Origin of the sequence: Microbacterium paraoxydans, assembly GCF_018224615.1 — a bacterium.
Classification (GTDB): Bacteria; Actinomycetota; Actinomycetes; order Actinomycetales; family Microbacteriaceae; genus Microbacterium; species Microbacterium paraoxydans_B.
Genome location: NZ_JAGTUK010000002.1, coordinates 674,774 through 687,229, shown reverse-complemented (window position 1 = coordinate 687,229; position 12,456 = coordinate 674,774). Strand labels below are relative to the sequence as shown.

Annotated in this window: 16 protein-coding genes; all 16 read right to left on the bottom strand. The window is 66.6% G+C overall.

Annotated features, from left to right (window positions below):
• Position 1 precedes the first annotated feature (1 nt).
• On the bottom strand, positions 2 to 283 hold the full coding sequence (rpsS, locus tag KE274_RS09015; protein WP_017201589.1) for a 30S ribosomal protein S19: 282 nt from the start codon (positions 281 to 283) through the stop codon (positions 2 to 4).
• 12 nt (positions 284 to 295) lie between these two features.
• Positions 296 to 1,135, bottom strand: a complete 840-nt coding sequence (gene rplB / locus KE274_RS09010; protein ID WP_136028879.1) for a 50S ribosomal protein L2 — start codon at positions 1,133 to 1,135, stop codon at positions 296 to 298.
• A 20-nt stretch (positions 1,136 to 1,155) separates the two neighbouring features.
• The gene (rplW, locus tag KE274_RS09005; protein ID WP_025102406.1) at positions 1,156 to 1,479 is read right to left on the bottom strand and encodes a 50S ribosomal protein L23; all 324 of its coding nucleotides are present in this window, start codon (positions 1,477 to 1,479) and stop codon (positions 1,156 to 1,158) included.
• Positions 1,476 to 2,138, bottom strand: coding sequence for a 50S ribosomal protein L4 (gene rplD, locus KE274_RS09000; RefSeq protein WP_211542949.1), 663 nt, complete (start codon positions 2,136 to 2,138; stop codon positions 1,476 to 1,478). The genes rplW and rplD overlap by 4 nt, the downstream gene beginning before the upstream one ends.
• A gap of 2 nt (positions 2,139 to 2,140) precedes the next feature.
• Positions 2,141 to 2,800 carry a 50S ribosomal protein L3 gene (rplC, locus tag KE274_RS08995; protein ID WP_211542947.1) on the bottom strand — a complete coding sequence of 220 codons (660 nt, stop codon included), beginning with the start codon at positions 2,798 to 2,800 and terminating at the stop codon, positions 2,141 to 2,143.
• Between the two features lie 8 nt (positions 2,801 to 2,808).
• On the bottom strand, positions 2,809 to 3,117 hold the full coding sequence (gene rpsJ, locus KE274_RS08990) for a 30S ribosomal protein S10 (protein WP_017201594.1): 309 nt from the start codon (positions 3,115 to 3,117) through the stop codon (positions 2,809 to 2,811).
• Positions 3,118 to 3,959: 842 nt separating this feature from the next.
• Complete coding sequence (locus tag KE274_RS08985) at positions 3,960 to 4,172, bottom strand: hypothetical protein (protein ID WP_211542945.1); 213 nt, start codon at positions 4,170 to 4,172, stop codon at positions 3,960 to 3,962.
• A gap of 153 nt (positions 4,173 to 4,325) precedes the next feature.
• Positions 4,326 to 5,519, bottom strand: a complete 1,194-nt coding sequence (gene tuf, locus KE274_RS08980; RefSeq protein WP_211542943.1) for an elongation factor Tu — start codon at positions 5,517 to 5,519, stop codon at positions 4,326 to 4,328.
• A 148-nt stretch (positions 5,520 to 5,667) separates the two neighbouring features.
• Positions 5,668 to 7,782, bottom strand: coding sequence for an elongation factor G (gene fusA / locus KE274_RS08975; RefSeq protein WP_211542942.1), 2,115 nt, complete (start codon positions 7,780 to 7,782; stop codon positions 5,668 to 5,670).
• Positions 7,783 to 7,869: 87 nt separating this feature from the next.
• Positions 7,870 to 8,340, bottom strand: a complete 471-nt coding sequence (gene rpsG, locus KE274_RS08970) for a 30S ribosomal protein S7 (protein ID WP_017201608.1) — start codon at positions 8,338 to 8,340, stop codon at positions 7,870 to 7,872.
• A gap of 5 nt (positions 8,341 to 8,345) precedes the next feature.
• The gene (gene rpsL / locus KE274_RS08965) at positions 8,346 to 8,714 is read right to left on the bottom strand and encodes a 30S ribosomal protein S12 (protein ID WP_029145644.1); all 369 of its coding nucleotides are present in this window, start codon (positions 8,712 to 8,714) and stop codon (positions 8,346 to 8,348) included.
• A gap of 218 nt (positions 8,715 to 8,932) precedes the next feature.
• Positions 8,933 to 9,580 (bottom strand): spermidine/putrescine ABC transporter substrate-binding protein, encoded by a 648-nt coding sequence (locus KE274_RS08960; RefSeq protein WP_211542940.1) that lies wholly within the window; start codon positions 9,578 to 9,580, stop codon positions 8,933 to 8,935.
• 47 nt (positions 9,581 to 9,627) lie between these two features.
• Entirely contained in the window at positions 9,628 to 10,062 is a 435-nt protein-coding gene (locus tag KE274_RS08955; RefSeq protein WP_307872177.1) for a hypothetical protein, read from the bottom strand.
• A gap of 65 nt (positions 10,063 to 10,127) precedes the next feature.
• Complete coding sequence (locus tag KE274_RS08950) at positions 10,128 to 11,219, bottom strand: ABC transporter (RefSeq protein ID WP_211542938.1); 1,092 nt, start codon at positions 11,217 to 11,219, stop codon at positions 10,128 to 10,130.
• Positions 11,220 to 11,334: 115 nt separating this feature from the next.
• Positions 11,335 to 11,487, bottom strand: a complete 153-nt coding sequence (locus tag KE274_RS08945; protein ID WP_211542936.1) for a hypothetical protein — start codon at positions 11,485 to 11,487, stop codon at positions 11,335 to 11,337.
• 66 nt (positions 11,488 to 11,553) lie between these two features.
• Complete coding sequence (locus tag KE274_RS08940; RefSeq protein ID WP_211542934.1) at positions 11,554 to 12,456, bottom strand: sugar ABC transporter permease; 903 nt, start codon at positions 12,454 to 12,456, stop codon at positions 11,554 to 11,556.

Genomic DNA, 12,456 nt, shown 5'->3' with positions numbered 1-12,456 from the left:
GTCAGCGGCGACGGCCCTTCTTGTCGTCCTTCTCGTGGCCGCGGAAGGTGCGGGTGGGCGCGAACTCGCCCAGCTTGTGACCGACCATGGTCTCGGACACGAACACGGGGATGTGCTTGCGTCCGTCGTGGACCGCGATCGTGTGACCCAGCATGGCCGGGATGATCATGGACCGACGGGACCAGGTCTTGATGACGTTCTTCGTGCCGGCTTCGTTCTGCACGACCACCTTGCGAAGCAGGTGCTCGTCGACGAAGGGGCCCTTCTTAAGACTGCGAGGCATCTTCTCTTACTCCTACTTGCGCTTCTTGCCGGCGTTGCGACGACGCACGATGTACTTGTCGCTTTCCTTGTTGGCGTGACGGGTGCGACCCTCGGCCTGACCCCACGGGGAGACGGGGTGACGACCACCGGAGGTCTTGCCCTCACCACCACCGTGCGGGTGGTCGACCGGGTTCATCGCGACACCACGGACCGTCGGGCGGACGCCCTTCCAGCGCATACGGCCGGCCTTGCCCCAGTTGATGTTCGACTGCTCGGCGTTGCCGACCTCGCCGATGGTCGCGCGGCAGCGCGCATCGACGTTGCGGATCTCGCCCGAGGGCAGACGCAGCTGGGCGTAGGGGCCGTCCTTCGCCACGAGGCGGACGGAGGCACCGGCCGAGCGCGCCATCTTCGCGCCGCCGCCGGGGCGGAGCTCGATCGCGTGGATGACGGTACCCGTGGGGATGTTCTTCAGCGGGAGGTTGTTTCCCGGCTTGATGTCCGCCGCGGGGCCCGACTCGACGATGTCGCCCTGGTTCAGCTTCGCCGGCGCGAGGATGTAGCGCTTCTCGCCGTCGAAGTAGTGCAGCAGCGCGATGCGTGCGGTGCGGTTGGGGTCGTACTCGATGTGAGCGACGCGGGCGTTGACGCCGTCCTTGTCATTGCGACGGAAGTCGATGACGCGGTACTGGCGCTTGTGGCCACCACCGATGTGACGGGTCGTGATGCGGCCCTGGTTGTTGCGACCACCGGTCTTCGAGAGCGGGCGCAGCAGCGACTTCTCCGGCGTCGATCGGGTGATCTCGGCGAAGTCAGCCACCGACGAGCCGCGACGGCCCGGGGTCGTGGGCTTGTACTTGCGAATAGCCATGATTGTCCTTATCCCCCGGATCAGCCGATTGCCGTGAAGATGTCGATGGTGCCCGACTTCAGGCTCACGATGGCGCGCTTGGTGTCCTTGCGCTTGCCCGTGCCGAAGCGGGTGCGACGGGCCTTGCCGACGCGGTTGATCGTGTTGACGGACGCGACCTTGACACCGAAGATCTTCTCGATGGCGAGCTTGATCTCGGTCTTCGAAGCGCGCGGGTCGACGAGGAAGGTGTACTTACCTTCGTCGATGAGCCCGTAGCTCTTCTCGGACACGACCGGCTTCAGGATGATGTCGCGCGGGTCCTTGTTCAGGGCCGTCTGGAGAACAGATGCCTGCTCGCTCATGCGGAGACCTCCTGGTTGGCGCCGGACTTGGAGGCGATGAAGCCCTCGAGCGCGGCCTGGGTGAAGACGATGTCGTCGGAGACGAGCACGTCGTAGGCGTTGAGCTGGTCGAACGACAGCACGTGGACGTGGCCGAGGTTGCGGATGCTCTTGAGCGCGAGCTCGTCGCCGCGCTCGATGACCACGAGGACGTTCTTCGACGAGGCGACCTGGGCGAGGAAGCCCGCAGCAGCCTTGGTCGAGGGCGTACCCTCGGTGCCGAACGTGTCGATCGCGTGCAGACGGTCCCCGCGGTAACGGTCGCTGAGCGCGCCCAGCAGGGCGGCGGCGATCATCTTCTTGGGGGTGCGCTGCGAGTAGTCGCGCGGCTTCGGGCCGTGCACGATGCCACCGCCGGTCATGTGCGGCGCGCGGATCGAGCCCTGACGGGCGTTACCCGTGCCCTTCTGCTTGAAGGGCTTGCGACCGGCACCGGAGACCTCGCCACGACGCTTGGTCGAGTGCGTGCCCTGGCGCGCGGCAGCGAGCTGCGCGACGACGACCTGGTGGATGAGCGGGATGTTCGTCTTGACGTCGAACAGCGCGGCGGGAAGCTCGACAGAGCCTGCCTTCTTGCCGTCTGCCTTGAGGACGTCGAGCGCGAGAGTGGAGTCAGCCATGATCAGGCACCCTTCACTGCGTTGCGGACGTAGACGATGCGGCCACGAGCACCGGGGACGGCGCCCTTGACGAGCATCAGACCCTTCTCGATGTCGATGGCGTGCACCGTGAGGTTGAGGACGGTCACGCGCTCGCCACCCATACGGCCGGCCATGCGCATGCCCTTGAAGACGCGGCTCGGGGTCGACGACGCGCCGATCGAACCGGGCTTGCGGTGGTTGCGGTGCGCACCGTGCGAGGCGGAGACGCCCTTGAAGTTGTGGCGCTTCATGACACCGGCGGTGCCCTTGCCCTTGCTCGTGCCGACGACGTCGACGAGCTGGCCGGCCTCGAACGTGCCGTCGACGGTGAGCTCCTGGCCCAGCGTGTAGTCGGCGGCGTCGGCCGTGCGGATCTCGGTCACGTGGCGACGCGGCGTCACGCCGGCTGCCTCGAAGTGCGCCGTGAGGGGCTTGTTCACCTTGCGGGGGTCGATCTGACCGTACGCGATCTGCACGGCGTTGTAGCCGTCCTTCTCGGGCGTACGGATCTGGGTGACCACGTTCGGCGCCAGCTCGATGACGGTGACGGGAACGAGCTTGCCGTTCTCGTTCCACACCTGGGTCATGCCGAGCTTCGTGCCGAGCATGCCCTTGGAAACCTTGGAGTTGATGTCAGCCATGTCGAACCTCAGAGCTTGATCTCGATGTTGACGTCGGCCGGCAGGTCGAGACGCATCAGCGAGTCGACAGCCTTCGGCGTCGGGTCGACGATGTCGATCAGACGCTTGTGGGTGCGCATCTCGAAGTGCTCGCGGCTGTCCTTGTACTTGTGAGGCGACCGGATGACGCACACGACGTTCTTCTCGGTCGGAAGGGGCACGGGGCCGACGACGGTCGCGCCCGCACGGGTCACGGTGTCGACGATCTTGCGTGCGGACGTGTCGATGACCTCGTGGTCATACGACTTCAGGCGAATGCGGATCTTCTGTCCCGCCATTGTCTGCTCTCTCTCTTTAAGCGTCTTACCGTCCTGGACCGGGTGGCCCTGGGGCATTGGACGCACGTCGGCGCGGTTGCGCCTCGGCACGAGAACGGCTCCTGCGAACCGATCTGCTGCACCACTGTTCTGCTGTCAGCCACTCGCCCGGCGGCGAACGGATGCCCGACCCTCGCCGCGCACGGCGATGCCCTCGGGAGGAGGGTGTCGGGATTGTGCTCTGCTGCCCGCGGCCTAGAACCCTGCGCCTCCGGAGAGACGCCGTCTATGCACTGCCCTGGCAGTGATCCGTTGCACGCACAGCGGCGACGGAATATCGAACCTGTCTATTCTGCCACGGCCGATTTCACTTCCGCAAACCCGGGCGTGTCGCGCGTCCTGGCGCGGAGTTCGGGGCGGCGTCTGAGCCCGCGCTCAGCCGCGAATGGAGCGCGGGGCGAGGCATCCCCATGCCTCGCCCCGCTTGGGGAGGGCGTTCAGTGCGAGGGGGCACACCGAACGCGAGGAGCCCGGCGTGAAGGGACGCCGGACGCCTCGACCGAGGGCACGGCGGAAGACCCGCCGCGCAGGCGGGGAGACGCGTAGGCGCAAAGAGTGCGCGCGTCGCACGATGATGATCCCCAAGATCGTTTCCCCAGTGTGAACGCGGTCGAACCGCGAGCTTCAGGAAATCGAACCCCTTCGATTTCCCCGACCGCAAGATCCCCAGGCGGTCTGCATCATCCTACTCGAAGACTTCGACGCTTCGCCACTTCGGCTCGCGAGTGCCGGGATGCTCGGGCGGCGGGCACGAGAAGAGCGGCGCCTCCGAGTTGGAGACGCCGCTCATCGGTTGGATCACGTCACTCGTTGCCGACGCTCTTGTCGGCGTTGTCCCTGATCTCATCGATCTTGTCGGCCGCACCCGGAGCGATCTTCTTGGCGAAGTCCGCGACGCCGTCGAGGACCTTGTCGCTGATGTCCTCGGCCTGCTCACTCTTGACGGCTTCGGCGATCTTGTCCTTGTTCTGCTCGTACAGGTCCTTGCCCTTGTTGACGGCGTCCTCGATACCCATGTGTTCCCCTTCGGAGGTGTGGATGCCCGGCCGATCAGGCCGGACACACTCATTGTGCATCGCCGCCACCGCCGGCGAAACCCTCCGCACGGCGTGGAAAACGACAGAGGGGCCGGACCCGAAGGTCCGACCCCTCTGCGAGGAAGCAGCTGCTTACTTGATGATCTTCGTCACCGTACCGGCGCCGACCGTACGACCACCCTCACGGATGGCGAAGCCGAGGCCCTCCTCCATGGCGATCGGCTGGATCAGCTCGACCGTCATGTCGGTGGTGTCACCGGGCATGACCATCTCAGTGCCCTCGGGCAGCGTGATGACGCCCGTGACGTCCGTGGTGCGGAAGTAGAACTGCGGACGGTAGTTCGTGTAGAAGGGGTTGTGGCGGCCACCCTCGTCCTTCGACAGGATGTAGGCCGTGCCCTCGAAGTCGGTGTGCGGCGTGACCGAACCCGGCTTCACGATGACCTGACCGCGCTCCACGTCCTCACGCTTGGTACCGCGGAGAAGCAGACCACAGTTCTCGCCGGCCCAAGCCTCGTCGAGCTGCTTGTGGAACATCTCGATACCCGTGACGGTCGTCTTCTGCGTCGGACGCAGACCGACGATCTCGACCTCGGAGTTGATGGCCAGCGTGCCACGCTCGGCGCGACCCGTGACGACGGTGCCACGACCGGTGATCGTGAAGACGTCCTCAACAGGCATGAGGAACGGCTTGTCGCGGTCACGCTCCGGGTCCGGAACGCTGTCGTCGACAGCCTGCATGAGCTCGAGGATGGCCTCGGTCCACTTCTCGTCACCCTCGAGGGCCTTAAGAGCGGAGACGCGAACGACGGGAGCGTTGTCGCCGTCGAAGCCCTGGCTCGAGAGCAGCTCGCGAACCTCGAGCTCGACGAGCTCCAGGATCTCCTCGTCGTCCACCGCGTCGGACTTGTTCAGCGCGACGAGCAGGTAGGGAACGCCCACCTGCTTCGCGAGCAGCACGTGCTCACGCGTCTGCGCCATCGGGCCGTCGGTGGCGGCGACCACGAGGATCGCGCCGTCCATCTGCGCCGCACCGGTGATCATGTTCTTGACGTAGTCGGCGTGGCCGGGGGCGTCAACGTGTGCGTAGTGGCGCTTCGGGGTCTCGTACTCGATGTGCGAGATGTTGATCGTGATACCGCGCTGACGCTCTTCCGGCGCCGAGTCGATGGAAGCGAAGTCACGCTGCACGTTCGTGTCGGACGGGTACTTGTCAGCAAGCACCTTCGAGATCGCTGCGGAGAGCGTGGTCTTGCCGTGGTCGACGTGACCGATCGTTCCGATGTTGACGTGCGGCTTGGTCCGCTCGAACTTGGCCTTAGCCACTGGGTCCTCCTCAGGACGTCGTTGTAGAGGTGCCGGGCACTGGTTTGCGACCGGTTCTCTACGGGTTAGGTTCTCAGTTTAGTAGAGAGGGAATGTGAAGTTGTAGGTGACCTGGGAACAGGACCGATGGCCCTGTTCCCAGGAAGTGTTACTCGCCCTTGGCCTTCTGGACGATCTCGTCGGCCACGGCGCGCGGGACCTCGGCGTAGCTGTCGAACTCCATGGAGTAGACGGCGCGACCCGAGGTCTTGGAACGCAGGTCGCCGATGTAGCCGAACATCTCGGACAGCGGCACCGCGGCACGCACGACCTTGACGCCGGCAGCGTCCTCCATCGACTGGATCTGGCCACGACGCGAGTTCAGGTCGCCGATGACGTCGCCCATGTACTCCTCGGGAGTACGGACCTCGACGGCCATCAGCGGCTCGAGCAGCACGGGGTTGGCGCGACGAGCGGCCTCCTTGAAGCCCATGGAGCCCGCGATCTTGAACGCCATCTCCGAGGAGTCGACATCGTGCGCAGCACCGTCGACCAGCGTCGCCTTGACACCGACCATCGGGTAACCCGCCAGCACACCGACGTTCATCGCGTCCTGGAAGCCAGCGTCGACCGAAGGGATGTACTCACGAGGCACGCGCCCACCGGTGACGGCGTTGACGAATTCGTACGTCTTCTCCGCATCGAGCTCGAGCGGCTCGATGTTGAACTGGATCTTCGCGAACTGACCCGAACCACCGGTCTGCTTCTTGTGCGTGTAGTCGTGCTTCTCGACGGCCTTGCGGATCGTCTCGCGGTACGCCACCTGCGGCTTGCCGACGTTCGCCTCGACGCGGAACTCGCGCTTCATGCGGTCCACGAGGATGTCGAGGTGGAGCTCGCCCATGCCCTTGATGGTCGTCTGACCGGTCTCGGGGTTGAGCTCCGTGCGGAAGGTCGGGTCCTCCTCAGCGAGCTTCTGGATCGCGAGACCCAGCTTCTCCTGGTCGGCCTTGGTCTTCGGCTCGATGGCGACCTCGATCACCGGCTCCGGGAACGTCATCGACTCGAGAACGACCGGCTGCTGCGGGTCGGCGAGGGTGTCACCGGTGGTGGTGTCCTTCAGGCCGATCACGGCGTAGATGTTGCCGGCGGTCAGCTTGTCGACCGGGTTCTCCTTGTTGGCGTGCATCTGGAAGATCTTCCCGATGCGCTCCTTCTTGCCCTTGGTCGAGTTGATGACCTGAGCGCCCGACTCGAGCTCACCCGAGTACACGCGCACGTACGTCAGGCGACCGAAGAACGGGTGCACGGCGACCTTGAAGGCCAGAGCCGCGAACGGGTCCTTCGCGTCGGGGTGACGCTCGATGATCTTCTCCTCGTCCTTCGGGTCGTGCGCCTCGATGGCGGGCACGTCCAGCGGGGACGGGAGGTAGTCGACGACGGCGTCCAGCATCGGCTGCACACCACGGTTCTTGAACGCCGAACCGCACAGGACCGGGTAGATCTCGCTGGCGATGACCATCTTGCGGATGGCGCCCTTGATCTCCGCGACCGTCAGCTCCTCGCCGCCGAAGAACTTCTCCAGAAGCTCCTCGTCGGTCTCGGCGACCGTCTCCAGCAGCTGCTGGCGGTACTCCTCGGCCTTGTCCTTGAGGTCGGCCGGGATCTCCTGCACCTCGTACGAGGCACCCATGGTCACGTCACCCTTGGCGTCGCCGGGCCAGACCAGCGCACGCATCTCGATGAGGTCGATCACGCCGACGAAGTCGTTCTCGGCACCGATCGGGAGCTGCAGCACGAGCGGCTTGGCACCCAGGCGGTTCACGATGGTGTCGACCGTGAAGTAGAAGTCCGCGCCGAGCTTGTCCATCTTGTTGACGAAGCAGATGCGGGGCACGTTGTACTTGTCGGCCTGACGCCACACGGTCTCGGACTGGGGCTCGACGCCCTCCTTGCCGTCGAACACGGCGACCGCACCGTCGAGGACGCGGAGCGAGCGCTCCACCTCGACCGTGAAGTCCACGTGACCGGGGGTGTCGATGATGTTGATCTGGTTCTTGTTCCAGAAGCAGGTCACGGCGGCCGACGTGATCGTGATGCCGCGCTCCTTCTCCTGCTCCATCCAGTCGGTGGTCGAGGCGCCGTCGTGCGTCTCGCCGAGCTTGTGGTTGACGCCCGTGTAGAACAGGATGCGCTCGGTCGTCGTGGTCTTGCCGGCATCGATGTGCGCCATGATGCCGATGTTGCGGACCTTGCTCAGGTCCGTGAGCACGTCTTGTGCCACAGGAGTGTCCTTATCTTTTGGAGCAGTCGTACTGCGAAGAGTGGGGTGCCCGCCCCGGGCGATCGGCCACGGGGCGGGCGAAGCTGATTACCAGCGGTAGTGAGCGAACGCGCGGTTCGACTCGGCCATCTTGTGCGTGTCCTCACGGCGCTTGACCGCAGCACCGAGACCGTTCGACGCGTCGAGGATCTCGTTCTGCAGACGCTCGGTCATCGTCTTCTCACGACGACCCTTCGCGTAGCTCACGAGCCAGCGCAGCGCGAGGGTGTTCGCACGGTGCGGCTTGACCTCGACCGGAACCTGGTAGGTCGAGCCACCGACGCGGCGGCTGCGGACCTCGAGGGTGGGGCGCACGTTGTCGAGCGCCTTCTTCAGCGTGGCGACAGCGTCCTGACCGTTCTTCGCCTCGACGCCGCGGAGGGCGCCGTAGACGATCGACTCGGCCAGCGACTTCTTGCCGTCGACGAGGATCTTGTTCACCAGCGAGGTGACGATCGGTGCGCCGTAGACCGGGTCGTTGACGACGGGGCGCTTCGGGGCGGGACCCTTACGAGGCATCTAACTCAACCCTTCTTCGCGCCGTAGCGGGAACGAGCCTGCTTACGGTTCTTGACGGCCTGGGTGTCCAGGGCACCACGGACGATCTTGTAGCGCACACCGGGGAGGTCCTTCACACGACCGCCGCGGACGAGCACCAGCGAGTGCTCCTGCAGGTTGTGGCCCTCACCGGGGATGTAGGCGGTGACCTCGGTCCCGTTGCGGAGCTTCACACGAGCGACCTTGCGCATCGCCGAGTTCGGCTTCTTGGGGGTGGTGGTGTAGACGCGGGTGCAGACCCCGGCCTGCTGCGGGTTCGACTTGAGCGCGGGCGCCTTGGTCTTCGAGACCTTGGGCGTGCGACCCTTGCGAACCAACTGCTGAATGGTTGGCACGTTCTCTCCTCATAGTGCTGCACGGTGACAGCGTGATGGGTTTCACATCATGACCCACCGGCACGCCGGAACCGGCGGACTTTTGGTGTGGTGGGTATGCCGTGGGGGCGGACCGGCAGGGGGCCGACGCCCAGCGCGCACACGTAGGACGTGCACACACCTGATCAAGTGTAATGCCGCGTAACCAACCCGGTCAAATGAGCGCGGGCGGCAGCGGCTCAAGAAGCGTCAGGACCGAACGGCGAGTCCAGCGACTCGGTCAGCTCGGCGAGCATCGCCTCGATCTGCGGCTCCACATGCTGCGACACGGCGGCCTGGATCTGCACGCGGTGACGCAGCAGCAGGCCACAGATCTCGCGGCCGATGAGGTTGGCGTACTCGTCGGCGAGTGCCACCTCCTGCCGCAGCGCGATCTTCGCCTCCTCCGACAGGGGAGGCAGCGGCGGGAGCTCCGCGGCGGAATCGTCGGCGAGCCCGGCGATGGTGAACAGGAACGGCGCACCGGGGACGGGCTCGGGATCCAGCGGCATACCCTCGAACTCCGGGGCCAGATCCTCCGTCGGACGGTAGCTGCGGGCCCGGTTCCTGGCGGCCTGATGGTCGAGCTCACGCTGGAGCATCGGCAGATTGCGCGCCGTGTACTCCGCGACAGCGTGATCGACGATCGTCTTGATGCGCGTCGACAGACCGTGCTGCACGCCATGCGGCGTATTGCCGGCGATGCCTGCCGCGGCGAGGATGGGCGAACCGAGACAGCGTCGACACGGCGCTACCCTGCCGCGGTGGGTGGCCGGCTCCCAGCGCGGCACCCAGCGCAGCCACGCCTCGACGGCCTGGTCCACCTGCGTCTCCAGTGAGCGCTCCACCACACCAGCGTACGGCGCGTCGCACCCTGACACGCAGATTTCCGGCGTCACTCCCCCTCGTCGCGCTCCCACGGCCAGCGCGGACGTCCGCTGCGCGTGCGGCGGAGGGCGATCCCGCTCCACCCCGCAACGGCCGCTGCCACCACGATCACCGCACTCGCACCGCCCCGCACGAGGTCGCCCGCCACCACCGTCGCGATGACGAGGTCGCCCGAGGCAGCGAGCACAGCGAGCCACACGGTTGCGAGATGCAGGAGGGCCGTGACGAGCGCGATCACCAGCGCGGAGCCGAACGAGGGGCGCGGTCGTCGCAACGTCGCGCCGAGAGAGAGCGCGAAGGTGGCGACCGCCAGGATCATGCCCGCGACGCCGGGAGCCTGGCCCAGGCCTTCCACGGCGATGATGTCGCGATCCGTCGCCACGCTCAGCGCACCCAGCCCGAAAACCGCGAGGGCGAAGAACCCGATCGAGGCGAGCACCACGGCGAGGACAGCCGAAACCCCCGCGGACTCGGGCCCGCGGGGGTTCTGCGTGGTGGAGTGCGTGACTACCTCGCCAGAGTCGGGCCGGCTTCGAGCGTGCGCTCGTACTCGCGCTGCGCCTCGGCGTTCAGTTCGTTCTTGCGGGCACCGCTGCGGGCGACCCAGGCGCCGAACCAGATGGTGAGTTCACGGGCGAACACGAAAGCGGCGATGGCCAGGGGAGCGAGGAGCTGCTCCCCCACCAGCTCGAGCCCCTGCGACGCGGTGAGCTTCCAGAACGGCGCTTCGAACAGCTGCCCGAGAATGTGCCCCGCGTACGCGATCAGGCCGACGATGATGCCGAAGACCACCCAGAGCCCCCAGCGGCCGCGGTTGATGATGGCACCGAGCAGCCAGAAGCCGAGGAAGAACACGACCACCGGGGTCCAGAAGCCCCAGGTGAGCAGCGGTGCCACGAGAGCCTCGCCGATGTTCTCGCCCGTGATCTCACCGGCGATGGCACGAAGGCCGATGGTCGTGGCGAGGTACAGGATCGCGAAGGCCAGGGTCGCGAGCAGGCCGATCGCGCCGGCCGTTCCGCGGTTGCCGCGGTCGCGAGGAGGCTCGGGGGCCTGCACGAAGATCGGCTGCGGCTGCACACCGGCTCCGCCCAGCGCAGGCTCGGAGGGGACGATGCGGGTGTCGGCGTCGTCGGCGTGGGACGCGTAGGCGCTGTCCGCCATCGACGACTCCTCATGCCGGGGGTAGGAGGCCGTGGCAGCCGGGGCGGCGAAGGCAGCCGTCGCTCCCGAACCGCCGACCTGGTCGCGGGCGACGTGGTCGTCTTCCGGACGGTCGTCGACCGTCCGGTCGTGAGCGGTGTGCTCGTCGACACGACGCTGCGCACCGTCGTCGCCGTCGCTCGACGCGGTCGCGGAGGCTGCGGACGACGTGAAGGTTCCTGGGTGGTCGCGCTCCGCCGCCTCGAAGGCAGCCAGGTCGGGGTCGACCGCCGGCTCGCGACGCTCAGCGCCGTCACCGGGGGCGGTCTCGGAATCCGAGGAGCCGGGGACGTCCGCTCGGGCTGCGGCCGCAGCATCGAGACCGGCGTTCGCGCTGCCGACGACGTCGTCGACGTCGTTCGACTTCTCGGGCTGACGAGCCTCGGGATCACTCATGGGGTGCGCCTCTCATCGATGTGTGCAGTGTGAGGCTACCGCCGCCCGTCCGAGCGCTCTCGGAGGCGTGCCGACGTGTCGCCTGGTCGGTGTCGAGGGAAGGCCGCGGAACGTGTCAGGGAAGAGCGGAGCGCAGCGCGTCCCCGGCGACCTGGGCCAGCACGGGGACCATCGGCAGCGCCAGCCAGAGCAGCCCGACGATCACCGCCGCGCACAGGACGCCGGCGACCCAGCTCATCCCGGTGCTGCGACCCCCGATCCGTGCCATGGCACCAGGCTAGACGCGGCGTCGCCCACCACGCGGACGCAACGCCGATCCGGCGTGCGCGCCGCCTCAGCCCTTCGTCGCGCCCGCGGTGAGGCCGCCCACGATGTACTTCTGCAGGAACAGGAAGAGGACCATCACGGGGATCGCCGCCATGACCGCGCCCGCGCTGAACGCCGACCAGTCCGCATAGCGCGGGTTCGCGACCAGCTTGGTGAGACCGACGACCAGCGTCTGCTGATCGACGTCGACGAGCATGACGCTCGCGATGACGTACTCGTTGACCGTGCCGATGAACGACAGCAGGCCGACGACCGCGAGGATCGGCGCCACGAGGCGCAGGATGATCGTGAAGAAGATGCGGGCGTGACCTGCCCCGTCGATCCGTGCCGCCTCGTCGATCTCTTTGGGGATCGTGTTGAAGAAGCCGTACATGAGGTAGGTGTTCACGCCGAGCGCGCCGCCGAGGTACACCAGGATCAGGCCGGTGTGGGTGTTCAGGCCGATGGCCGGGAACCAGTCTCCGATGGTCGACATCAGCAGGAAGATCGCGACGACCGCCAGCAGCTGCGGGAACATCTGCACGACGACGATCGTGACCAGACCCACACGGCGACCGGCGAAGCGCATGCGCGAGAACGCATATGCCGCGCAGGCGCCGATGAACACCGTCACGGCACCGGTGACCACGGCGATGATCAGCGTGTTCAGGAACCAGGTCGCGTACGGGTTCTGCGGGTCGCTCAGGATGCGGACGTAACTGTCGATGCCGACGGCGGAGAACACCTGGTTCGAACCGGTCAGCGTTCCCTTCGGGTTCAGCGACGCCGACACCACGTAGAGCAGCGGGAAGAGGGCGAACGCGCTCACCACGATCGCGACGACGTGCCGCCACCCGGTGTCGCGGAACCATGCGCCGACGCTGCGGCGACGGCGGACGGGGACCTCGGTGGCCACGGAGCTGGTGTTCAT